Source organism: Escherichia whittamii, assembly GCF_014836715.1.
GTDB lineage: Bacteria > Pseudomonadota > Gammaproteobacteria > Enterobacterales > Enterobacteriaceae > Escherichia > Escherichia whittamii.
In genome coordinates, this window is record NZ_JACSQI010000001.1 from 277667 (window position 1) to 302044 (window position 24378).

17 protein-coding genes and 1 pseudogene are annotated in these 24378 nt (G+C 51.8%); 12 read left to right on the forward strand and 6 right to left on the reverse strand.

Going from position 1 to position 24378, the window contains the following annotated elements:
• Positions 1 to 3: 3 nt before the first annotated feature.
• From dnaT to opgB, 4 genes and pseudogenes are all read left to right on the forward strand, one after another.
• Positions 4 to 543: a primosomal protein DnaT gene (gene dnaT, locus H9644_RS01280; protein ID WP_064530249.1), complete on the forward strand. Its 540-nt coding sequence runs from the start codon at positions 4 to 6 to the stop codon at positions 541 to 543.
• A 2-nt stretch (positions 544 to 545) separates the two neighbouring features.
• Entirely contained in the window at positions 546 to 1283 is a 738-nt protein-coding gene (dnaC, locus tag H9644_RS01285; protein ID WP_064530248.1) for a DNA replication protein DnaC, read from the forward strand.
• A 48-nt stretch (positions 1284 to 1331) separates the two neighbouring features.
• Positions 1332 to 1826, forward strand: a pseudogene (yjjA, locus tag H9644_RS01290) (DUF2501 domain-containing protein YjjA).
• A 254-nt stretch (positions 1827 to 2080) separates the two neighbouring features.
• On the forward strand, positions 2081 to 4372 hold the full coding sequence (gene opgB / locus H9644_RS01295) for a phosphatidylglycerol--membrane-oligosaccharide glycerophosphotransferase (protein WP_191772782.1): 2292 nt from the start codon (positions 2081 to 2083) through the stop codon (positions 4370 to 4372).
• A gap of 179 nt (positions 4373 to 4551) precedes the next feature.
• Here the strand turns inward: opgB and lgoD are convergent, their stop codons facing one another.
• Positions 4552 to 5574, reverse strand: a complete 1023-nt coding sequence (gene lgoD, locus H9644_RS01300) for an L-galactonate oxidoreductase (RefSeq protein ID WP_053273433.1) — start codon at positions 5572 to 5574, stop codon at positions 4552 to 4554.
• Between the two features lie 138 nt (positions 5575 to 5712).
• Between lgoD and H9644_RS01305 the strand changes: the two genes are divergently transcribed.
• Complete coding sequence (locus H9644_RS01305; RefSeq protein WP_064530246.1) at positions 5713 to 6627, forward strand: GntR family transcriptional regulator; 915 nt, start codon at positions 5713 to 5715, stop codon at positions 6625 to 6627.
• A 214-nt stretch (positions 6628 to 6841) separates the two neighbouring features.
• Positions 6842 to 8203 (forward strand): MFS transporter, encoded by a 1362-nt coding sequence (locus tag H9644_RS01310; RefSeq protein ID WP_000410144.1) that lies wholly within the window; start codon positions 6842 to 6844, stop codon positions 8201 to 8203.
• Positions 8204 to 8251: 48 nt separating this feature from the next.
• Here the strand turns inward: H9644_RS01310 and tsr are convergent, their stop codons facing one another.
• Positions 8252 to 9922, reverse strand: a complete 1671-nt coding sequence (tsr, locus tag H9644_RS01315; RefSeq protein ID WP_105289203.1) for a methyl-accepting chemotaxis protein — start codon at positions 9920 to 9922, stop codon at positions 8252 to 8254.
• A gap of 182 nt (positions 9923 to 10104) precedes the next feature.
• Between tsr and H9644_RS01320 the strand changes: the two genes are divergently transcribed.
• Positions 10105 to 10968, forward strand: coding sequence for a MurR/RpiR family transcriptional regulator (locus H9644_RS01320; RefSeq protein WP_064530245.1), 864 nt, complete (start codon positions 10105 to 10107; stop codon positions 10966 to 10968).
• A gap of 9 nt (positions 10969 to 10977) precedes the next feature.
• Here the strand turns inward: H9644_RS01320 and H9644_RS01325 are convergent, their stop codons facing one another.
• The 3 genes from H9644_RS01325 to H9644_RS01335 all read right to left on the reverse strand — a co-directional run bounded on the left by H9644_RS01325 (position 10978) and on the right by H9644_RS01335 (position 14391).
• Positions 10978 to 12447, reverse strand: coding sequence for a sodium:solute symporter family protein (locus H9644_RS01325; protein ID WP_191772784.1), 1470 nt, complete (start codon positions 12445 to 12447; stop codon positions 10978 to 10980).
• A gap of 102 nt (positions 12448 to 12549) precedes the next feature.
• Positions 12550 to 12939: a RidA family protein gene (locus H9644_RS01330; protein ID WP_064530243.1), complete on the reverse strand. Its 390-nt coding sequence runs from the start codon at positions 12937 to 12939 to the stop codon at positions 12550 to 12552.
• Between the two features lie 9 nt (positions 12940 to 12948).
• Positions 12949 to 14391 carry an N-acyl-D-amino-acid deacylase family protein gene (locus tag H9644_RS01335; RefSeq protein ID WP_064530242.1) on the reverse strand — a complete coding sequence of 481 codons (1443 nt, stop codon included), beginning with the start codon at positions 14389 to 14391 and terminating at the stop codon, positions 12949 to 12951.
• A gap of 200 nt (positions 14392 to 14591) precedes the next feature.
• Here H9644_RS01335 and H9644_RS01340 point away from each other — a divergent pair, with 200 nt between their 5' ends.
• From H9644_RS01340 to yjiA, 4 genes are all read left to right on the forward strand, one after another.
• On the forward strand, positions 14592 to 15812 hold the full coding sequence (locus tag H9644_RS01340) for an amino acid deaminase (protein WP_064530241.1): 1221 nt from the start codon (positions 14592 to 14594) through the stop codon (positions 15810 to 15812).
• A gap of 391 nt (positions 15813 to 16203) precedes the next feature.
• Positions 16204 to 18354, forward strand: coding sequence for a pyruvate/proton symporter BtsT (gene btsT, locus H9644_RS01345; protein WP_001298933.1), 2151 nt, complete (start codon positions 16204 to 16206; stop codon positions 18352 to 18354).
• Between the two features lie 117 nt (positions 18355 to 18471).
• Positions 18472 to 18675 carry a YbdD/YjiX family protein gene (locus H9644_RS01350; RefSeq protein ID WP_000467859.1) on the forward strand — a complete coding sequence of 68 codons (204 nt, stop codon included), beginning with the start codon at positions 18472 to 18474 and terminating at the stop codon, positions 18673 to 18675.
• Positions 18676 to 18685: 10 nt separating this feature from the next.
• Positions 18686 to 19642: a GTPase gene (gene yjiA / locus H9644_RS01355; RefSeq protein ID WP_001600951.1), complete on the forward strand. Its 957-nt coding sequence runs from the start codon at positions 18686 to 18688 to the stop codon at positions 19640 to 19642.
• A 43-nt stretch (positions 19643 to 19685) separates the two neighbouring features.
• On the opposite strand, the gene mrr is transcribed toward yjiA, so the two are convergent.
• On the reverse strand, positions 19686 to 20600 hold the full coding sequence (gene mrr / locus H9644_RS01360; RefSeq protein ID WP_001517695.1) for an adenine/cytosine-specific restriction endonuclease Mrr: 915 nt from the start codon (positions 20598 to 20600) through the stop codon (positions 19686 to 19688).
• 187 nt (positions 20601 to 20787) lie between these two features.
• Between mrr and hsdR the strand changes: the two genes are divergently transcribed.
• The gene (gene hsdR / locus H9644_RS01365; protein WP_191772786.1) at positions 20788 to 24300 is read left to right on the forward strand and encodes a type I restriction-modification system endonuclease; all 3513 of its coding nucleotides are present in this window, start codon (positions 20788 to 20790) and stop codon (positions 24298 to 24300) included.
• The last annotated feature ends 78 nt before the right edge of the window (positions 24301 to 24378 follow it).

A 24378-nucleotide genomic window follows, 5' to 3' on the forward strand; every position in this document is an offset into this window, starting at 1 on the left:
AGTATGTCTTCCAGAGTTTTGACCCCGGACGTCGTTGGTATTGACGCCCTGGTACACGATCACCAAACCGTTCTGGCAAAAGCAGAAGGCGGCATGGTTGCCGTATTTGCCAACAACGCTCCGGCGTTTTATGCCGTTACGCCTGCGCGTCTTGCTGAACTGCTGGCGTTGGAAGAAAAACTGACGCGTCCGGGAAGTGACGTGGCCCTGGACGATCAACTCTATCAGGAACCGCAAGCCGCTCCCGTTGCTGTACCCATGGGTAAATTCGCCATGTACCCAGACTGGCAACCCGATACCGACTTTATCCGTCAGGCGGCATTATGGGGCGTGGCGCTAAGAGAGCCGGTTACCGCCGAAGAACTGGCGTCATTTATTTCTTACTGGCAGGCGGAAGGCAAAGTCTTCCATCATGTGCAGTGGCAACAAAAACTGGCGCGCAGTCTGCAAATCGGCCGTGCCAGCAATGGCGGATTAGCAAAACGAGATGTGAACACAGTCAGTGAACCTGACAGCCAAATTCCACCGGGATTCAGAGGGTAACGATGAAAAACGTTGGCGACCTGATGCAACGTCTGCAAAAAATGATGCCTGCCCATATCAAACCTGCCTTCAAAACGGGTGAAGAACTTTTGGCGTGGCAGAAAGAACAAGGGGCGCTCCGCGCCGCCGCTCTTGAGCGCGAGAATCGGGCGATGAAAATGCAGCGTACCTTTAACCGCTCCGGCATTCGTCCACTGCATCAAAACTGCTCCTTTGAGAACTATCGCGTTGAGTGCGAAGGGCAGATGAATGCGTTGAGCAAAGCGCGCCAGTATGTCGAAGAGTTTGACGGTAACATCGCCAGCTTCATCTTTTCTGGCAAGCCGGGAACCGGCAAAAACCATCTGGCGGCGGCAATCTGCAACGAACTGCTGCTACGCGGCAAATCGGTATTGATAATTACCGTGGCCGATATTATGTCGGCGATGAAAGATACCTTCAGAAATAGCGGTACCAGCGAAGAGCAACTGCTTAACGATCTGAGCAACGTTGATCTGCTGGTGATCGATGAGATCGGCGTGCAGACCGAATCGAAATACGAAAAAGTGATCATCAACCAGATCGTCGATCGCCGCTCTTCTTCCAAACGCCCAACCGGGATGCTGACCAACAGCAATATGGAAGAGATGACCAAGTTACTGGGCGAGCGCGTCATGGATCGTATGCGCCTGGGTAACAGTCTGTGGGTTATTTTTAATTGGGACAGTTATCGTAGCCGGGTAACGGGCAAAGAGTATTAATCCTCCTTTCCGGCGTTATACTGCGACACAATTTCACCTTGAGTAATGATGATGAAAACTGTTAAACACCTGCTGTGCTGTGCCATTGCCGCCAGCGCGTTGATTTCCACCGGAGCACATGCCGCATCCTGGAAAGATGCGCTTTCCAGCGCCGCCAGCGAGTTAAGCACTCAAAATAGCACCTCACAGGGAGGCGGTTGGTCGCTCTCTTCATTAACTAATCTGCTTAGTAGCGGCAACCAGGCGTTAAGCGCAGACAACATGAACAATGCCGCAGGCATTCTGTAATACTGCGCGAAGCAAAAGCTGGCTTCAGTTACCGATGCGGAAAACATCAAAAATCAGGTCCTGGAAAAGCTGGGCCTGAACAACGAAGAGCAGAAAGAAGATACCAACTATCTGGATGGCATTCAGGGTTTGCTAAAAACCAAAGATGGTCAGCAGCTTAATCTGGATAACATCGGTACGACTCCTCTGGCAGAAAAGGTAAAAACCAAAGCCTGCGATCTGGTGTTAAAGCAAGGTCTGAACTTTATTTCCTGATCCGCATAACGCCGCGTTTTAGCTGTTAACAAGCTAACGCGGCCCCTCCCCGCTCTTTTCCCTGTTTCTGGGCGTCTTTCCCTCTGGTATACGGGAAGCTTTCTTGCGCAAAAAAGTCTGTTTATAAACTAATTCCTAACAACATCGCATTTTTTTGACACTAGAATTGCAGCAATATGGCAGCCCCATTACATTGTGTTTCTCAAAAAATCTTAAACATCGGCTAAACAGCCTGGTTTAGTGAGGATCGCCCGTTGTCAGAACTATTCTCTTTCGCCCTGTTTCTCGCCTCTGTGCTGATATACGCATGGAAAGCGGGACGTAACACCTGGTGGTTTGCCGCCACGTTAACGGTGCTGGGGCTATTTGTCGTTTTAAACATTACCCTGTTTGCCAGTGACTATTTTACTGGCGACGGCATTAACGACGCGGTGCTTTATACCTTAACTAACAGCCTGACCGGTGCTGGCGTCAGTAAATATATCCTGCCGGGAGTTGGGATCGTGCTGGCGCTGGCAGTAGTTTTCGGCGCGCTGGGCTGGATCCTACGCCGACGCCGTCATCATCCTCACCATTTTGGCTACAGCCTGCTGGCGCTCTTACTGGCGCTGGGTTCTGTAGACGCCAGCCCGGCGTTTCGCCAGATAACGGAGCTGGTAAAATCCCAGTCACGCGACGGCGATCCTGACTTTGCGGCTTATTATAAAGAACCGTCGAAAACCATCCCTGAGCCAAAACTTAACCTGGTTTATATCTACGGAGAAAGCCTCGAACGCACCTATTTTGACAACAATGCTTTCCCGGATCTCACTCCCGAACTGGGCGCGCTGAAAAATGAAGGGCTGGATTTCAGCCACACGCAGCAGCTGCCGGGAACGGATTACACTATCGCGGGCATGGTGGCTTCTCAATGCGGCATTCCGCTTTTTGCTCCATTCGAAGGCAACGCCTCTGCCTCGGTTTCCAGCTTCTTCCCGCAGAACATTTGTCTTGGCGATATCCTGAAAAACTCAGGTTATCAGAACTATTTTGTGCAAGGGGCTAACCTGCGTTTTGCGGGTAAAGATGTGTTCCTGAAATCACACGGCTTTGACCATTTGTATGGTGCAGAAGAGCTGAAAAGCGTGGTGGCGGACCCGCATTATCGTAACGACTGGGGATTCTACGACGATACCGTGCTGGATGAAGCCTGGAAAAAGTTTGAAGAGCTTTCCCGCTCTGGTCAGCGATTCTCACTGTTTACTCTGACGGTTGATACCCATCACCCGGATGGTTTTATCTCTCGTACCTGTAACCGTAAAAAGTATGACTTTGATGGTAAACCGAACCAGTCATTCAGCGCGGTAAGTTGCAGCCAGGAGAACATCGCCGCGTTTATCGACAAAATCAAAAACTCCCCGTGGTTTAAGGACACCGTTATTGTGGTTTCTTCTGACCACCTGGCGATGAACAACACGGCGTGGAAATACCTTAATAAACAGGATCGTAACAACCTGTTTTTCGTCATCCGTGGCGACAAGCCACAGCAAGAGACGCTGGCGGTGAAACGCAACACCATGGATAACGGCGCGACGGTGCTGGATATTCTGGGCGGCGATAACTTTATTGGCCTTGGGCGTAGTAGCCTCTCTGGTCAATCAATGTCGGAAGTGTTCCTCAACATTAAAGAGAAAGTGCTGGCGTGGAAGCCCGATATCATTCGTCTGTGGAAATTCCCCACCGAGATGAAAGAGTTCACCATCGATCAGAATAAAAACATGATCGCCTTCTCGGGTACCCATTTCCGTCTGCCACTGCTGTTACGCGTGTCAGATAAACGCGTAGAACCACTGCCAGAAAGCGAATATTCTGCACCACTTCGTTTCCAGTTGGCCGATTTCGCTCCGCGCGACAATTTCGTCTGGGTTGATCGCTGCTACAAGATGGCGCAGCTATGGGCGCCGGAGCTGGCACTCTCCACTGACTGGTGTGTTTCCCAGGGGCAGCTTGGTGGCCAGCAAATTGTTCAGCATGTTGATAAAACGACGTGGAAGGGCAAAACCGCATTTAAAGATACCGTCATCGATATGGAACGCTACAAAGGCAATGTCGATACGCTGAAGATTGTTGATAACGATATTCGCTACAAAGCCGACAGTTTCATTTTTAACGTCGCAGGTGCGCCGGAAGAAGTGAAACAGTTTAGCGGGATTTCCCGTCCGGAGTCGTGGGGGCGCTGGTCCAACGCGCAGCTAGGCGATGAAGTGAAAATCGAGTACAAGCATCCGCTGCCGAAGAAATTTGACCTGGTGATTACCGCCAAAGCATACGGCAATAACGCCAGCCGTCCTATTCCGGTACGCGTAGGCAATGAAGAACAAACCCTTGTGCTGGGCAATGAAGTGACCACCACCACACTGCATTTCGATAACCCAACCGATGCCGACACACTGGTAATTGTGCCGCCGGAACCTGTCTCAACCAACGAAGGGAATATCCTCGGACACTCGCCGCGTAAGCTCGGGATCGGCATGGTGGAAATTAAAGTGGTGGAACGTGAAGGGTAATTCCTGACTAATTTGTAGGTTGGATAAGACGCGCAAGCGTCGCATCCAACATTGAGGACATAATGCCGGATGCGACGTAAACGCCTTCTCCGGCCTACAAAACATCATTGAGAAACAGAAAAAAACAGCGCCCAACACTTCCCCGGACGCTGCATGGCAACTTTAATAATCTCGCCTTATCAGAAAGTAATTACACCCTTAATCAACTCACGATTGTTAATCACATCGCGCTCGTAGGTTTCTGCCAGCGTGGCGAACGGATAGCGATGGGTTAACATCATGTCGGCAGTGATTTTCCCTTCCGCCATAAGTCGACCGACTTTAGCGAAATCTTCCGGCGTGGCGTTGCGGCTGCCCATCATCGTCGTTTCTTTTTTATGGAATTCCGGATCAGAGAACTGCAACTCACCTTTAAACAGGCCGACAAATACCACCGTGCCGCCGTGACGAATCAGATTCACGGTGTTATTCATCGCATGTTGATTACCTGTCGCGTCGATCACTTTCTGCGCCAGCGAACCACCAAACTGCGCCCGCAGCTGCGCGTCAAAATCTTCGGCTGATGGGTCCAGCACGGGCAACTCCAGACGCGTTGCCACATGTTCACGGCGCGCCGGACTGGTATCCGCCACCACCACCTGTGCGCCATCGGCTTTAGCGATTGCCGCCGCGCCCAGACCGATTGGCCCCGCCCCGACCACCAGCACCTGCTCGCCGGGAGCAATGGCTGCGCGACGCACCGCATGAGCGCTAATAGCGAAAGGTTCAATCAATGCTGCCGCCTGCGGGTCAATACCGTCTGCGGGCAAAATGTTCGCCACCGGCACGCTCAAATACTCACTAAAACCGCCATCCTGATGCACGCCAATGACTGAAATTTTTTCACAGCAATTGGTACGACCGCTTTTACACGCCGGGCATTGCTGACAGGCAACATAAGGGATCACAACAACTTGCTGACCATTTTTAAGATCAGCAATATTTTTACCCAGCCCAACAATCTCCCCACATATTTCATGGCCTAAAACCCGTGGATAACTAAAAAATGGTTGATTTCCACCCCAGGCATGAATATCGGTACCGCAAATCCCGACAGACTTAATTTTTATTAATGCTTCATTGTCACCCGGAATAGGTATCTCGCGTTGTTTCCAGACTAATTCTTTCGGCTGCTGGCAAATTAAAACATTCATCGTAGACATGATTCGGCTCTCCATTTTTTGTTGCCTTAGATATCAATGAAAATGAAAAATGGCAGCGGAACGGAAAATCTGTTTTGTGAAAACACACGCATAAAAATGTTTTAAATCGGGTTTTAATGGACTCACAAGGAGAAAAATATGAGTCGTTCACAAAATTTACGCCACAATGTGATTAACCAGGTCATTGATGATATAGCGCGGGGTCATATCCCTTCCCCACTTCCATCGCAAAGTGCGCTGGCGGAAATGTACAACATCAGCCGCACTACAGTGCGTCATATTCTCAGCCACTTACGCGAATGCGGCGTCTTAACGCAGGTTGGAAACGACTATGTTATTGCGCGTAAACCTGACCATGATGACGGTTTCGCCTGTACTACCGCTTCAATGAGTGAACAAAACAAAGTGTTTGAGCAGGCTTTTTTCACGATGATAAACCAGCGCCAGTTACGCCCTGGGGAAACTTTTTCTGAACTGCAACTGGCTCGGGCCGCGGGTGTCAGCCCGGTTGTAGTAAGAGAATATCTTTTAAAATTCGGCCGTTATAATCTTATTCAAAGCGAAAAGCGCGGCCAGTGGAGCATGAAGCAATTCGAGCAATCCTACGCTGAGCAGCTGTTTGAGCTACGCGAAATGCTCGAAACACATTCACTTCAGCACTTTCTCAACCTGCCTGATCATGATCCCCGCTGGCTGCAGGCGAAAACCATGCTCGAACGTCATCGGCTACTGCGTGACAACATCGGCAATAGCTTTCGCATGTTCTCGCAACTTGACAGAGATTTTCACTCCTTACTGCTTTCAGCTGCCGACAATATCTTTTTTGATCAATCGCTTGAGATCATCTCAGTCATCTTTCATTTTCACTATCAATGGGACGAAAGCGATCTTAAACAGCGCAATATCATTGCCGTCGATGAGCATATGACCATTCTCAGCGCTCTGATTTGCCGCAGTGACCTTGATGCCACCCTTGCGCTCCGTAACCATTTGAATTCAGCTAAACAATCAATGATTCGATCCATTAATGAGAACACGCGTTATGCTCATTAAGTACGGATTAAAAACAGCAAACTATTAGCGGGTGCACGGTTTTATCAAAAGATAAATACCGGGAAATTCCCGCTTACCTATGCTCACAATCAGTCGACTAAAAATGTTTTTGTGAGCGGTAGTAAAGTCCTAAAACTTTAACCTGCCGTTAATGTCAACCTTGCGTAATGCACAATTACGTAAACAATTAAAATTATAAATACAGGAGTCCGGCGTGGAAAAAGAAAATATCACCCTCGATCCGCGTTCTTCATTTACTCCATCTTCGTCGGCAGATATTCCCGTGCCACCAGATGGATTAGTTCAACGCAGTACCCGAATTAAACGCATTCAAACCACCGCCATGTTGTTATTATTTTTTGCGGCGGTAATCAATTATCTCGACCGCAGTTCGTTGTCGGTAGCAAATTTAACGATTCGTGAAGAATTGGGATTAAGTGCCACCGAAATCGGCGCTTTGCTCTCCGTGTTTTCACTCGCTTACGGGATTGCGCAACTTCCTTGCGGCCCACTATTGGATCGTAAAGGCCCGCGCCTGATGCTGGGACTTGGGATGTTCTTCTGGTCACTGTTCCAGGCAATGTCTGGCATGGTGCACAGCTTTACGCAGTTCGTGTTGGTGCGTATCGGTATGGGAATTGGTGAAGCGCCGATGAACCCATGCGGTGTAAAAGTCATTAATGACTGGTTCAACATCAAAGAGCGCGGACGCCCGATGGGCTTCTTCAACGCAGCTTCTACCATTGGCGTTGCCGTAAGCCCACCGATTCTGGCGGCGATGATGCTGGTGATGGGCTGGCGTGGGATGTTTATTACCATTGGTGTGCTGGGGATTTTTCTCGCCATTGGCTGGTATATGCTCTATCGCAACCGCGAGCACGTAGAACTGACTGCCGTTGAACAAGCTTACCTCAATGCTGGTAGTGTCAATGCCCGCCGAGATCCGCTCAGTTTTGCCGAATGGCGCAGCCTGTTCCGTAACCGCACAATGTGGGGAATGATGCTCGGATTCAGTGGCATCAACTACACTGCGTGGCTGTACCTGGCCTGGCTTCCTGGTTACCTGCAAACAGCCTATAACCTGGATTTAAAAAGCACAGGGTTGATGGCGGCTATCCCTTTCCTGTTTGGGGCTGCCGGGATGCTGGTCAACGGTTACGTTACTGACTGGCTGGTCAAAGGGGGAATGGCTCCGATTAAAAGCCGTAAGATCTGCATTATTGCCGGGATGTTCTGTTCTGCCGCCTTTACGCTGGTCGTACCGCAAGCGACAACATCCATGACAGCGGTTCTGCTGATTGGTATGGCACTGTTCTGTATTCACTTTGCAGGAACATCCTGCTGGGGATTGATCCACGTCGCAGTTGCTTCTCGCATGACTGCGTCGGTGGGCAGTATCCAGAACTTTGCCAGCTTCATCTGCGCCTCTTTCGCGCCGATCATTACTGGTTTTATTGTTGATACCACCCACTCATTCCGTCTGGCACTAATCATCTGCGGTTGCGTCACCGCAGCGGGGGCATTGGCGTACATCTTCCTGGTTCGTCAGCCGATCAACGACCCACGGAAAGATTAATCTCCCTATGCCCGATAACATTTTGCTTATCGGGCATTTTTATGGCGATTAAAATGTTTCCCAGTTCTCCTCGCTATCTGCCACGGCCATTTTACGCGGCGTAGCTGGCGTCACGGTTTTTACCACAGCCGATGTTTCACGCTGCTGTTGCTGCTGTTGCGTCTGCTGAATCCGGAACACTGCCACTGCTTCGGTCAGGCGACTGGCCTGCTCTTCCAGCGCGGCGGCGGCGGCGGCAGACTCCTCCACTAACGCGGCGTTCTGTTGCGTTACCCTATCCATTTCGACAACAGCTAAACCAACCTGATCAATGCCACGGCTTTGCTCATCAGAAGCAGAAGCTATTTCTCCCATAATGTCAGTAACGCGTGTTACGGCGCTGACAATCTCTGTCATGGTTTCCCCGGCACTTTCGACCTGCGTAGATCCGACATCCACTTTACCCACTGAATCTTCAATCAGGCTTTTAATTTCACGGGCCGCCTGGGCGCTACGCTGCGCCAGGTTACGCACTTCCCCCGCAACTACCGCAAAACCACGCCCTTGCTCACCCGCGCGCGCCGCTTCAACCGCCGCGTTTAAAGCCAGAATATTGGTCTGGAAGGCAATACCATCGATAACGCTGATAATATCGGCAATCTTCTGCGAACTGGTTGAGATATCGCGCATCGTCTGCACCACGTTATCCACGACCTTGCCGCCACGTTGCGCGGTTTCAGAAGCACTTAACGCCAGATGACTGGCCTGACGCGCGTTCTCGGCGTTCTGTTTCACCGTTGCAGTCAGCTGCTCCATGCTGGCCGCAGTCTCTTCCAGTGAAGCCGCTTGCTGCTCAGTACGTGATGAGAGATCGTTATTACCCATGGCAATTTCGCTGGCACCGCTATAAATGGCATTAGCGCCGTTACGAACATCTCCGACAGTACGCATCAGTTCACTTTGCATATGGCGCAAACTCTGAGCCAGTTGTCCTACTTCGTTAGAACCATCCACCTCAATGGGTTTTACCAAATCCCCGCCAGCAATATGACAAATGCTTTCGATCAGGCGATTCATTGGTGCTACCAGCGAGGCTTTAATACCAAACCAGACAGCCACGATGACGGCTAACACGACGATCAACACGCCCACCAGCACCCACATCGCCTGGCTGTAGGAAGCATTATTATCGCTGACGGCAATATCGTAGAGACGATCGTTTTGCTCCATATAAGCCATATACAGCTTCTCGAAACCGTCCTGATATCCCTGGGTCGGCTGCTCAAAGAACTCGTTGATTTTGCCTGCACCTAACAGCTGGATCAGCTCCGCCAGCGCATTGTGATAAATATCGTAATTACGTTTGATCTCTGCCGCTGCGGCTGTGCTCTGACGCGGGTCACGCGGCAACGCTTCGTAGTCCACCCAGTTTTTTTCCGCCTGTTTCAGCGAAATACTGGCACTCTGCATCAGCTCGGCAACGGTTGAACCGCTGCCAATATTGTTCTGATCCATCATGTAGCGGATACCCGCACGGTTGAGGGTATTACGTGTCTGCAACAACGCGACCCAGCTGCCATTCAGCGTGGATTGCTGCTGACGAATGGTTTGTAAAACGGAGAAATTTTCTTTGTCATTTTTTAAGGCATTAAAGAACAAACCGCCTGATGTCAGTTGTAAAAGGCCAAAAACGGCCAAAACCAGCAATAAGCTGGTCACGATCTTAATACGTTTTAACATGGTTTCTCTTCCCTCCAGACCGGATACTCAGGTTGTCGGCCTGGCGGTAGAAAACTTTATGATCTGAAGCGGTGTTGAGCGGGTTTTTGTCGCTGTTTACTTACATTTTTTATGAGGGTCACACTCTGGAGCGATTCTTTATGATACAAAGTACCAGTTTTTACTGAATCAGTGATACTCCCATGGCTTATAGCATCGATATCATCTCCTGCATTACCGAACGGTTTATGGCGTTAACCGCCACTGAAAAGCGTATCGCACAATTTATTCTTGATGACGTCTCCGCAGCCGTGGAACTGCCTATCGCCGAGCTGGCGCGGTTAACGCAAACCAGCCAGGCTTCCGTGACACGTTTTGCCCGGGCATTGGGTTGCAAAGATGTCCGCGAACTGAAAGTCAAACTGGCGCAGTCACTGGCTATCGGGCAGCGGTTTATTCTCGATGTACCGGATCTTGACGGTGTTCAGGGGATCTACGAATCAATTATCAGCGTGCTGGAAACGCATCGTCGCTCGTTGGATATGAACGCCATCAGTCAGGCGGTCAGTTGGTTAAGCCAGGCGCGGCAAATTCTTGCATTGGGAACTGGCGGCGGTTCTACCATCTGCTCGCAGGAGATCCAGTACCGTCTGTTCCGCCTGGGATTACCAGTGGTCAGTCAGAACGATTCACTGATGATGAGAATGATGTGCTCTGCGGTTATGCCGCAGGATGTGGTGATAGTTCTTTCTCTCGGTGGTTATACGCCAGAAATCATCGAAAGCGCCGCTATCGCCCGTCAGTACGGCGCTCGAGTTATCGCCATTACGCCTGCACAAACACCACTGGCAGAACAGGTGGATCTGGTATTGCCATTGCTGGTTCAGGAAAGTGATTACATTTTTAAGCCCACGCCTTCCCGTTACGCAATGCTCGCGATGATCGATGTGCTGGCAACAGAGCTGGCTATGGCAAATAAAGCGCAGGCGAAAGATCGCCTGCGGCGGATAAAACTGGCATTAGACAGCCACCGGGGTGGCGCTAACCGCCAGCCACTTGGCGATTAGCACTATCGGTTATGCCTCTTCAGGTTTGGTGATCACGACGCTCTGGTTTTCACGCTCATTGGTGATAATAGCCAGAGCTTCTTCCCGGCTGACCTCGCTTGCTGGCGTTACCAGCGTCACCAGTACGCCAGCGACCAGGCTTCCCAGCACTGACGGAATGCACGGGTTACCCCAGTACGCAAGCCAGTCGGCATTCATCAGCACCACAATTGACATCGCCATACCTCTCACTAACGCCGCCAACGCGCCCTGCCAGTTAAAACGTAGCCAGAAGCGACCGAGAATCGAGCAGATAAACAGCCCGGACATCAGCATCGAAATCATTTTGGTAATGTAGCTGATGATGTCGTTAGAGGTCAGAGCAAAGACCAGCGCCAGGCCAATAACAAAGGTCAACATCCAGCGTGAGTAAGTGATTGCCTTGTTCTCCGGCGGCATTCTGCCGGTAATCATGGTGTAGACATCGCGCATCATAATTGCCACCGCAGCGATGGCATCAGAGCTGGCGGATGACATGGTGGCAGAAAGTCCGGCAATCAGTACCACCAGCCCAAGCAATGGCGGCAGAAAACTGGTGGCGAACAAGAAGGCGTAGTTGCTGTTTTCCAGATTCGGGTTCATGGTGAACGCCGCCATGCCGATAATGGCAGGCAGAATCGAGAAGAACAGATACAACACGCCAGTAATGACAAACGAACGGCGTACAGAAGAAACATCTTTACCCGAGTAAATACGCTGGCGATAGGACGGTGTTGCCAGCACACCTACGCCAATAACCAGCGCCAGCGAAAGCGCAGGCAACACGCCCATTTTATCAATCGCAAACAGGCTCATCGCTTTTGGGTCCATCGCCTGTTCAATCGCACTCCAGCCGCCAACGTGAACAACGGCAAGAATAGCCATTAATATAAAACCAAAGAACAGAATTAATGCCTGAATGGTGTCTGTCCACACTACCGCCGAATAACCACCGATAATAACGTATATCGCAAAAGCTAAGGCGATAATTAATTTTGCTACAGTAAGATCGATACCCGTTGCCCAGGCAAGATACATACTACCACCTAAAATATGCGCTCCCAGCCAACCAATAGAGGCAATAAATATCATCAGGCCGACAATATTTTTAATTAAATGACTCACGCCAGTATAATAAGAGAGTTCTTCACTCATGGTCATAAAACGTAATTTACGTACTGGAGCAAACAGCCACGCCACCAGCAATATACCTACGGCCCCACCGACGCCATAAAGCATTCCGGCCCAGCCATTGCTGTAGCCAAAGCCTACCGCGCCCATACTGGACCCCGTGCCAACCATCGTGGCAACGGTTGAGCCCAGCGTCAGAAACAGCGGTAGCGAACGCCCGCCCAGCAGAAAATCTTCTCCGCTTTTCTGATTACGAGAAACAAACCAACCAAGCCAAATCATGGCGATGGCATAAATAATAAAGCCGACTAAAAAGATATGACTGTTCATAATTCACATCCTGCCAGTAGAGAGAGAATAATGTAAGGGTTCCCGGAGTGCTGAATGTATTCAGCACTCAATTGCGGTCTATTTTTTTAATTCTTAAATTTATTAGCGGGTCGCGTTATAACAGGTCACATCGACTTCGACTTTACAATCGACAACCAGATCAGCCACACAACAAATACGTGCAGGCGGATTCTCGCCAAAAAATTCTCTGAATACTTTATTAAATGACGGGAAATAGCGGGCGTCGGTCAGGATCACTTTCACGTGAACCACATCCGCCAGGCTATAACCGGCTTCGGTCATGATGTCGACACAGTTTTGGATTGCCAGTCGTGACTGTTCAACGATACCGCCTTCTACCACTTCACCGTTTTTCATTGGTGTTTGCCCGGAGACGTACAACCAGCCGCCCGCCTCAACCGCCCTGGCAAACGGCAAATGCTGCCCACCAGTGCCTGTTCCACCTTCCGTACCGTAACGTTTAATGCTCATATTCACTCCTTAATGTGAGGTCTGGCGGCGCAGGAAACGTCCCGCACGGCCTGTAATCTGTTTATCGCGACCATAGCTCATAACGCCGTTCACCATCACCGCCTCAATGCCATCTGCCGGGCGTTTGGGATCAGAAAAGCTGGCAACATCACGAATGGTTTGTGGATCGAACAACACCAGGTCAGCAAAATAACCGACTTTCACCAGCCCACGCAGGGGCAGACGAAAACGGCTGGCAGAAAGCCCGGTCATTTTGTGGATAGCGGTGGTTAGCGGGAATAAGCCTTCATCACGGCAATAGTGACCCAGCACGCGAGGGAAAGCGCCCCATAAACGCGGATGCGGCATGGGATCATTGGGCAGACCGTCAGAGCCAATCATACTGACCGGATAACTCAACACTCGGCGGACATCGCGCTCATCCATGTTGTAATAGATAGCCCCGGCAGGCATTAGCAGCTTCGCGGCCTCCAGCATACTCATCTGCCAGTCGATGGCGATTTGTGCCAGTGTTTTCCCGGCCTGCTGCGGATGTGTTTGTGACCAGGTGATCACAATATCGAATTCGTCGGTGACTTGTTTGAGATCCAGCGTTGAAGAGCTGGCCGAGTAAGGGTAGACATCGCAGCCAATTTCCTGGTGTTGACGCATTTGGTCAAAAAAGGCCAACGTTTCTTTTGTCCGCCCCCAGTTTTTCGCCCCGGCGCATTTATGGTGGGAAACCACGACAGGCACTTTGCCATGACGCCCAATGCGAAACGCCTCATCCAGGGCATCAAGAATGGGTTCAAATTCAGAACGCAGATGGGTGGTATAAACGCCCTTCTCACCGGCCAGTTCTTCCGCCAGCGCCATCACCTCTTCGGTGGTCGCCTGAAACGCCGTGGCATAGGCCAGCCCGGAACTTAACCCCAGCGCCCCCTGACTCAACGCCAGACGTAAATCAGCACGCATGGCGGCAATTTCATCCGCTGTTGCCGGGCGAAACAGGTCATCCATATGGTTATTACGCAGCGCAGTATGACCAATCAGCGTGCCAACGTTCAGTGATGGCCTGGCTGCTTGCACTGCCTGGGCATAGCTTTCAACGGTGGGATAAATAAAGTGCTCCGCTTCCCCTAACAGATTCATCGGGTCAGGGACTTCGCCTTTCATTTTCGCTGCCGCGGCACTGATCCCGCAGTTGCCGACAATCACAGTGGTGATCCCCTGGCTGATTTTTGGCAGATACTCCGGGATGCGAATAACGTTGATATCGTCATGGGTATGAACGTCGATAAACCCTGGTGCCAGCACCCGTCCTTCACCGTCAATGACCTGCTGCGCCGTAACGTTAAGCGCAGGGGCAATATCGACAATCCGGTCACCTGTTATTGCCACGTCAGCGCGAAATTCAGGGCCGCCACTACCGTCGATAACCGTCACATTTTTGATTAACCAGTCAATCTGCATGTTCGTCACTCCATTTCTGCAATGGTGACAAGTTAACCATTTACAAGGATGAAAAACAGTGGAAAACTACGCAAAACCCAGATGATTTTATGATACTTTTATTCATAAACCATAAGACAAATAAACTAAACATTTATATTTCATTTAGTTACAAATGATACTCACATCCGATACGCTGAAATCTTCAAAAGGTGAATGTTATGAAATACCACTCCGAACCTCTGGTTCCCCATAAATCAGCCCTGATGCAAACGCCCGCAAATATCCTTGCCGAAGATGTTTGTTTACCTACCGCGATCATTAAAAAGCAGGCTCTGGAGAACAACATTGCGTGGATGCAACGCTATGCTGACGCGCGCGGCGTTTCACTGGCACCGCACGGTAAAACCACCATGACGCCGTGGATTTTTCAGGCGCAGCAGGCAGCAGGCGCCTGGGCAATAGGTGTCGGTAGCGCATGGCAGGCTGGTGCAGCAATGGCGAGCGGGATCCTGCGTGTACTGATGGTTAACCAATTGGTCGGCAAGGCGAATATGCAGCTAATCGCCCAGTTGCAACGGCATTACCCGACGGTCGATTTTATCTGCTGCATTGACAGCATTGAGAACGCCCGCGCTTTGTCTGCCTTTTTTGCCAGCCAGCAACAGACGCTGAACGTGATGATTGAGCTGGGTGTTCCCGGCGGGCGCTGTGGTTGCCGCTCAACGGATGCCGCACTGGCACTGGCTGGACAGGCGGCCCAATTACCAGGTTTATGTCTGCGGGGGCTTGAGCTATATGAAGGTGTTTTACACGGCGAAGATCCGCAACCGCAGGTAGAAACACTGCTGCGGGATGCCGCACAACTGGCTTGTGATATGGCTTACCTGGTTGATGGCGAATTTATTCTCACCGGAGCAGGCACGGTCTGGTATGACGTGGTGTGCAACATCTGGCTGGCGGCAGAAAAACCTGATAACTGCCGCATTGTCATTCGCCCAGGCTGTTACATCACCCATGACACAGGGATCTACGACGCGGCACAACAGCAATTGATCGCCCGCGATCCGGTGGCTTGCGATCTGGCAGGCGATCTCACATCTGCGCTGGAGCTGGTGGCTATGGTGCAATCGGTGCCGGAAGCAGATCGGGCGGTAGTTAATTTTGGTAAACGTGATTGCGCCTTCGACGCCGGATTACCGCAACCGGTCGCCCACTATCGCGAGGGTAAATCACTGGCGTTTAATCCTGAGGCTATTCACAGTGTTGGCATTATGGATCAGCACTGCATGTTACAACTGGCTGCCAACAGCGACGTGCAGGTGGGGGATATTCTGGTGTTTGGCACTTCCCATCCGTGCCTGACCTTCGACAAATGGAAAACGTTGTTATTGACTGATGACGACTACAACGTACTGGCAGAGCTGGATACTCTCTTCTAAGAACGCCCCCTTCGGTTAATTATCGAAGGGGCATTTTTATTGTGATCTCAATCACATATTAGCCTAATGAATAATTCTTGCCCAACCGCTCACCGCCATTCCTGACCGCTTACGTCCCTAATATAACCACTCAGTTATTTACCTTACTTTACGCGCGCGTAACTCTGGCAACATCACAGCAGGATAGCGGTCAATTTACCTCCTCAAACGCAACGCAAACCTAGAACGGCTTCGGCCAATGATTAACAAATTACTCTATGGATTTTGGTTTGCAGGAAGGCAGCAAGTGAGGGAATCCCCGGGAGCTTACAAAAGTAAGTGACAGGGGTGAACGAACGCAGTTGCCGCACCTGTAAGCCAAAAGACGACGAGTAAAATGGCAGGTTTTACTATGGATACGAAAAAACTATTCAAGCACATACCCTGGGTGATTCTCGGAATCATCGGTGCATTCTGCCTCGCGGTAGTTGCATTACGTCGGGGGGAGCACGTCAGCGCCCTGTGGATTGTGGTCGCCTCTGTGTCAGTGTATCTGGTGGCTTATCGCTACTACAGTCTGTACATCGCCCAGAAGGTGATGAAACTCGACCCCACGCGCGCGACACCTGCGGTTATTAACAACGACGGTCTGAACTACGTTCCGACCAACCGTTACGTGTTGTTTGGTCACCACTTCGCCGCTATCGCCGGTGCTGGTCCGCTGGTTGGCCCGGTTCTCGCCGCGCAGATGGGCTACCTGCCTGGCACACTGTGGCTGCTGGCGGGGGTAGTGCTGGCCGGTGCGGTTCAGGACTTTATGGTGCTGTTTATCTCTTCTCGCCGTAACGGCGCATCTCTCGGTGAGATGATCAAAGAAGAGATGGGGCCAGTACCGGGAACTATCGCGCTGTTTGGCTGTTTCTTAATCATGATCATCATCCTTGCCGTCCTGGCGCTGATTGTGGTTAAAGCCCTGGCCGAAAGTCCGTGGGGTGTCTTCACCGTTTGCTCAACCGTGCCGATTGCGCTGTTTATGGGTATCTACATGCGCTTTATTCGTCCGGGGCGTGTGGGTGAAGTCTCTGTCATTGGTATCGTGCTGCTGGTCGCTTCTATCTACTTCGGCGGCGTGATTGCTCACGACCCGTACTGGGGTCCGGCACTGACCTTTAAAGACACCACCATTACCTTCGCGCTGATTGGCTATGCGTTTGTTTCCGCACTGCTGCCAGTGTGGCTGATCCTCGCACCGCGCGACTATCTGGCCACCTTCCTGAAAATCGGCGTTATCGTCGGCCTGGCGCTGGGTATCGTCGTGCTGAACCCGGAACTGAAAATGCCTGCGATGACCCAGTACATTGACGGTACTGGCCCGCTGTGGAAAGGCGCTCTGTTCCCGTTCCTGTTCATCACCATCGCCTGTGGTGCAGTGTCTGGCTTCCACGCGCTGATCTCTTCCGGTACAACGCCGAAACTGCTGGCTAACGAAACCGACGCGCGTTTCATTGGCTACGGCGCAATGCTGATGGAGTCCTTCGTGGCGATTATGGCGCTGGTTGCGGCGTCCATCATCGAACCGGGTCTTTACTTCGCGATGAACACCCCGCCTGCGGGCCTCGGCATCACCATGCCTAACCTGCATGAAATGGGTGGTGAGAACGCGCCGATCATCATGGCGCAGCTGAAAGACGTTACCGCACACGCGGCAGCGACCGTCAGCTCCTGGGGCTTCGTGATTTCGCCAGAGCAGATCCTGCAAACCGCGAAAGACATTGGTGAGCCTTCTGTTCTGAACCGTGCAGGTGGTGCGCCGACGCTGGCGGTAGGTATCGCTCATGTGTTCCACAAAGTGCTGCCGATGGCTGACATGGGCTTCTGGTATCACTTCGGTATTCTGTTCGAAGCCCTGTTCATCCTGACCGCGCTGGATGCCGGTACCCGTTCTGGCCGCTTTATGCTGCAGGACCTGCTGGGTAACTTCATCCCGTTCCTGAAAAAAACTGACTCTCTGGTTGCCGGTATCATCGGTACTGCGGGCTGTGTGGGTCTGTGGGGCTACCTGCTGTATCAGGGCGTGGTCGATCCGCTGGGCGGCGTTAAGAGCCTGTGGCCGCTGTTCGGTATCTCTAACCAGATGCTGGCAGCCGTGGCGCTGGTACTGGGCACCGTTGTGCTGATTAAGATGAAGCGCACTCAATACATCTGGGTAACTGTTGTTCCGGCTGTATGGCTGCTTATCTGCACCACCTGGGCGCTGGGCCTGAAACTGTTCAGCACCAACCCGCAGATGGAAGGCTTCTTCTACATGGCAAGCCAGTACAAAGAGAAGATTGCTAACGGTACTGACCTGACGGCGCAGCAGATTGCCAACATGAACCACATCGTTGTGAACAACTACACCAACGCAGGCCTGAGTATTCTGTTCCTGATTGTGGTGTACAGCATCATCTTCTACGGTTTCAAAACCTGGCTTGCGGTGCGTAACAGCGACAAACGTACTGACAAAGAAACACCGTACGTTCCAATCCCGGAAGGCGGCGTGAAGATCTCTTCGCACCACTAACAGGTTGCCTTATCCGGCTTACAAAATGTCTATCGTAGGCCGGATAAGGCGTTTACGCCGCATCCGGCAAATCCTCAGCCCGGACCTTCCGGGCTTTACGCATATCTGGAAGGCAAAATGTTTGGTAACTTAGGACAGGCAAAAAAATATCTCGGCCAGGCGGCGAAGATGTTGATTGGCATTCCAGACTACGACAACTACGTCGAGCATATGAAGACCAACCATCCCGACAAGCCGTACATGAGCTATGAAGAATTCTTCCGCGAACGCCAGAACGCGCGCTACGGCGGCGATGGTAAAGGCGGTATGCGCTGTTGTTAATGGAGAGAGCATGAACCCGATTGCAGTTACCCTACTCACCGGTTTTTTAGGCGCGGGCAAAACCACCCTGCTGCGCCATATTCTTAACGAACAGCACGGCTACAAGATTGCCGTGATTGAAAACGAATTCGGCGAAGTCTCCGTTGATGATCAATTAATTGGCGACCGCGCCACGCAGATCAAAACGCTGACCAACGGCTGCATCTGTTGTTCGCGCTCCAACGAGCTGGAGGACGCGCTACTTGACCTGCTGGACAATCTCGACAAGGGCAATATTCAGTTCGACCGTCTGGTCATTGAATGCACCGGCATGGCCGACCCCGGCCCGATTATTCAGACTTTTTTCTCCCATGAGGTTTTATGCCAGCGCTACCTGCTGGACGGCGTGATTGCGCTGGTGGATGCGGTACATGCCGATGAGCAGATGAACCAGTTCACCATCGCCCAGTCCCAGGTTGGCTACGCCGACCGTATTCTGCTGACTAAAACCGACGTCGCTGGCGAAGCAGAAAAACTGCGTGAACGACTGGCGCGCATCAACGCCCGTGCACCGGTCTACACCGTCACCCACGGCGATATCGACCTGGGTCTGCTGTTCAACACCAATGGTTTTATGCTGGAAGAGAACGTCGTCAGCACCAAACCGCGTTTCCACTTTATCGCGGATAAACAAAACGATATTTCATCGATTGTGGTGGAACTGGATTACCCGGTAGATATCAGCGAAGTTTCCCGGGTGATGGAAAATCTGCTGCTGGAGTCGGCAGATAAACTGCTGCGTTACAAAGGGATGCTGTGGATTGACGGCGAACCTAACCGCCTGCTGTTCCAGGGCGTCCAGCGCCTCTACAGCGCCGACTGGGACCGCCCGTGGGGCGATGAAAAACCGCATAGCACAATGGTGTTTATCGGGATTCAGTTGCCGGAGGAAGAGATAAGGGCGGCGTTTGCGGGGTTGAGGAAGTAAGAGCTGGTAGGCCGGATAAGCGCAGCGCATCCGGCCTGATATTTCACTCAAAATAGTCCATATCCAGTTTCGGCACCTTCAACAAACGTGAAGAAACCCCTACTTCGTTTTCGATCATTAAGTGCACCAGGCGTTCCCCATCAACCAGCACCATCCCCTCGACGGATTGGGCAAAGTCACGAGCCTGCGACGTAAATCCAGAAGTGGTAATAAACACCCCACGTTTCGCTTTTTGCCCAGCCAGTGCACCATAAAACGCCTGTAATTCTGGCCTGCCTACGGTGTTCTGCCAACGTTTTGCCTGAACATAAACTTTCTCCAGGCCCAGTTTATCAAGCGAGATTACACCATCAATACCACCATCTCCGGTACCGCCAACACGCTGCAAATCATCACGGTGGCCGCCATACCCCAGGCGATGCAAAACATCCAGAACAATAACTTCAAAGCGCGAAGGAGAAACCTGCAATAAGTTTTCCAGAACCTCATCAGCCACTGCATCGCGAAGCTCCTTTAGCGCCTGATCTAACCGATCGTCCGGGCTGCTCTTTGCCAGTTCTTCATGATCGGGAGTGTCGGCTTTTGGCTCTAAATCGACGGCATCCGGCTGTGACTTGAGTTTGACATTCGTAAAATCGAAGGCCAGATGGTTTGTCTCCTGCTCCGTCATTGGCTGGGGATGAGACGCAACCCAGTCAAAACCAGCGGGGGTTAGACACCATTTGCCACGCGACAAACTCTGCGACAACCCGGCACGTTTTAAACGGTCATGCGCCCAGCCTGCACGATTTTTATAAACAAGTTGTCCGCTGGTAATGACTTTTGCTCGCTGGCTGTCATCCAGCCCTAATGCATCCGCAGCAGCCTCGTGAACATCACGTGCGGCTGCACCTTCCGGTTTTGTCGCCAGGTAACGCAGAACAGGTTCAATAAATTTGTCATAGGTAGGGACCGTCATAGTACATCCTTGCAGAATCAGGTAGATGTTTTTCAGCTACTATAGCACTACCAAAATAGACGAACACTTTAGAAATGAGTCAGTTGCTGTGACTCCGGTCATTGCCCGGGAAGGTACAGAAAGTTAAGATAAGACGTTATGGGCCTTAAATATTTGGACAGGCCCACACTGCAATGGATTAATAAGAATGATGAATAAATCCAATTTTGAATTCCTGAAGGGTGTCAACGACTTCACTTATGCCATCGCCTGTGCGGCGGAAAATAACTACCCGGATGATCCCAACACGACGCTGATTAAAATGCGTATGTTTGGAGAAGCCACAGCAAAACATCTTGGTCTGTTACTCAACATCCCCCCTTGTGAGAATCAACACGATCTCCTGCGCGAACTCGGCAAAATCGCCTTCGTTGATGACAACATCCTCTCTGTATTCCACAAATTACGCCGCATTGGTAACCAGGCGGTGCACGAATATCATAACGATCTCGACGATGCCCAGATGTGCCTGCGGCTCGGCTTCCGTCTGGCTGTCTGGTACTACCGTCTGGTCACCAAAGATTATGACTTCCCGGTGCCGGTGTTTGTGTTGCCGGAACGTGGTGAAAACCTCTATCACCAGGAAGTGTTGACGCTAAAACAACAGCTTGAACAGCAGGCGCGAGAAAAAGCGCAGACTCAGGCTGAAGTCGAAGCGCAGCAGCAGAAACTGGTTGCCCTGAACGGCTATATCGCCATTCTGGAAGGCAAACAACAGGAAACCGAAGCGCAAACCCAGGCTCGCCTTGCGGCACTGGAAGCACAGCTCGCCGAGAAGAACGCGGAGCTGGCCAAACAGACCGAACAGGAACGTAAGGCTTACCACAAAGAAATTACCGATCAGGCCATCAAGCGCACACTCAACCTTAGCGAAGAAGAGAGCCGCTTCCTGATTGATGCCCAACTGCGTAAAGCGGGCTGGCAGGCCGACAGTAAAGCCCTGCGCTTCTCCAAAGGCGCACGCCCTGAACCCGGCGTCAATAAAGCCATTGCCGAATGGCCGACCGGGATAGATGAAACGGGTAAACAGGGCTTTGCGGATTATGTACTGTTTGTCGGCCTCAAGCCTATCGCAGTGGTAGAGGCGAAACGTAACAATATCGACGTTCCCGCCAAGCTCAATGAGTCTTATCGCTACAGTAAATGTTTCGATAATGGCTTCCTGCGGGAAACCTTGCTTGAGCACTACTCACCGGATGAAGTGCATGAAGCGGTGCCAGAGTATGAAACCAGCTGGCAGGACACCAGCGGCCAACAACGGTTTAAAATCCCCTTCTGCTACTCGACCAACGGGCGCGAATACCGCGCAGCGATGAAGACTAAAAGCGGCATCTGGTATCGCGACGTGCGTGATACCCGCAATATGTCGAAAGCCTTACCCGAGTGGCATCGCCCGGAAGAGCTGCTGGAAATGCTCGGCAGCGAACCGCAAAAACAGAATCAGTGGTTTGCCGATAACCCTGGCATGAGCGAGCTGGGCTTGCGTTATTATCAGGAAGATGCCGTCCGCGCGGTTGAAAAGGCAATCGTCAAGGGTCAACAAGAAATCCTGCTGGCGATGGCGACGGGTACTGGTAAAACCCGCACCGCAATTGCCATGATGTTCCGCCTGATCCAGTCCCAGCGTTTTAAACGCATTCTCTTCCTTGTCGATCGCCGTTCTCTTGGCGAGCAGGCGCTGGGGGCGTTTGAAGATACGCGTATTAACGGCGACACCTTTAACAGCATTTTCGACATTAAAGGTCTGACGGATAAATTCCCGGAAGACAGCACCAAAATTCACGTTGCCACCGTACAGTCGCTGGTGAAACGCACCCTGCAATCAGATGAACCGATGCCGGTGGCCCGTTACGACTGTATCGTCGTCGATGAAGCGCATCGCGGCTATATTCTCGATAAAGAGCAGACCGAAGGCGAACTGCAGTTCCGCAGTCAGCTGGATTACGTTTCTGCCTACCGTCGCATTCTCGATCACTTCGATGCGGTAAAAATCGCCCTCACCGCCACCCCGGCGCTGCATACGGTGCAGATTTTCGGCGAGCCTGTTTACCGTTATACCTACCGTACCGCGGTTATCGACGGTTTTCTGATCGACCAGGATCCGCCTATTCAGATCACCACCCGCAACGCGCAGGAGGGGGTTTATCTCTCCAAAGGCGAGCAGGTAGAGCGCATCAGCCCGCAGGGAGAAGTGATCAACGACACCCTGGAAGACGATCAGGATTTTGAGGTCGCCGACTTTAACCGTGGCCTGGTGATCCCGGCGTTTAACCGCGCCGTCTGTAACGAGCTCACCAATTACCTTGACCCGACCGGGTCACAAAAAACGCTGGTCTTCTGCGTCACCAATGCTCATGCCGATATGGTGGTGGAAGAGCTGCGTACCGCGTTCAAGAAAAAGTATCCGCAACTGGAGCACGACGCGATCATCAAGATCACCGGTGATGCCGATAAAGACGCGCGCAAAGTGCAGACCATGATCACCCGCTTCAATAAAGAGCGGCTGCCCAATATCGTGGTAACCGTCGACCTGCTGACGACCGGCGTCGATATTCCGTCGATCTGTAACATCGTGTTCCTGCGTAAAGTACGCAGCCGCATTCTGTACGAGCAGATGAAAGGCCGCGCCACGCGCTTATGCCCGGACGTGAATAAAACCAGCTTTAAGATTTTCGACTGTGTCGATATCTACAGCACGCTGGAGAGCGTCGACACCATGCGTCCGGTAGTGGTGCGCCCGAAGGTGGAACTGCAAACGCTGGTCAACGAAATTACCGATTCAGAAACCTATAAAATCACCGAAGCGGATGGCCGCAGCTTTGCCGAGCACAGCCATGAACAACTGGTGGCGAAGCTCCAGCGCATCATCGGTCTGGCCACGTTTAACCGTGACCGCAGCGAAACGATAGATAAACAGGTGCGTCGTCTGGATGAGCTATGCCAGGACGCGGCGGGGGTGAACTTTAACGGCTTCGCCTCACGCCTGCGGGATAAAGGGCCGCACTGGAGCGCCGAAGTCTTTAATAAACTGCCTGGCTTTATTGCCCGTCTGGAAAAGCTGAAAACTGACATCAACAACCTGAATGATGCGCCGATCTTCCTCGATATCGACGATGAGGTGGTGAGCGTAAAATCGCTGTACGGTGATTACGACACGCCGCAGGATTTCCTCGAAGCCTTTGACTCGCTGGTGCAACGTTCCCCGAACGCACAACCGGCATTGCAGGCGGTGATTAATCGCCCGCGCGATCTCACCCGTAAAGGGCTGGTCGAGCTACAGGAGTGGTTTGACCGCCAGCACTTTGAGGAATCTTCCCTGCGCAAAGCGTGGAAAGAGACGCGCAATGAAGATATCGCCGCCCGGCTGATTGGACATATTCGCCGCGCTGCGGTGGGCGATGCACTGAAACCATTTGAGGAACGTGTCGATCACGCACTGACGCGCATTAAGGGCGAAAACGACTGGAGCAGCGAGCAATTAAACTGGCTCGATCGTTTAGCGCAGGCGCTGAAAGAGAAAGTGGTGCTCGACGACGATGTCTTCAAAACTGGCAACTTCCACCGCCGTGGCGGGAAGGCAATGCTGCAAAGAACCTTTGACGATAATCTCGACAACCTGCTCGATAAATTCAGCGATTATATCTGGGACGAGCTGGCCTGACACGTATACACTTCATCCTTCAGGCTGCCTCTGCGTTGGCTGCGCTCGTTCACCCAGGTCACGTACTTCTGTACGCTC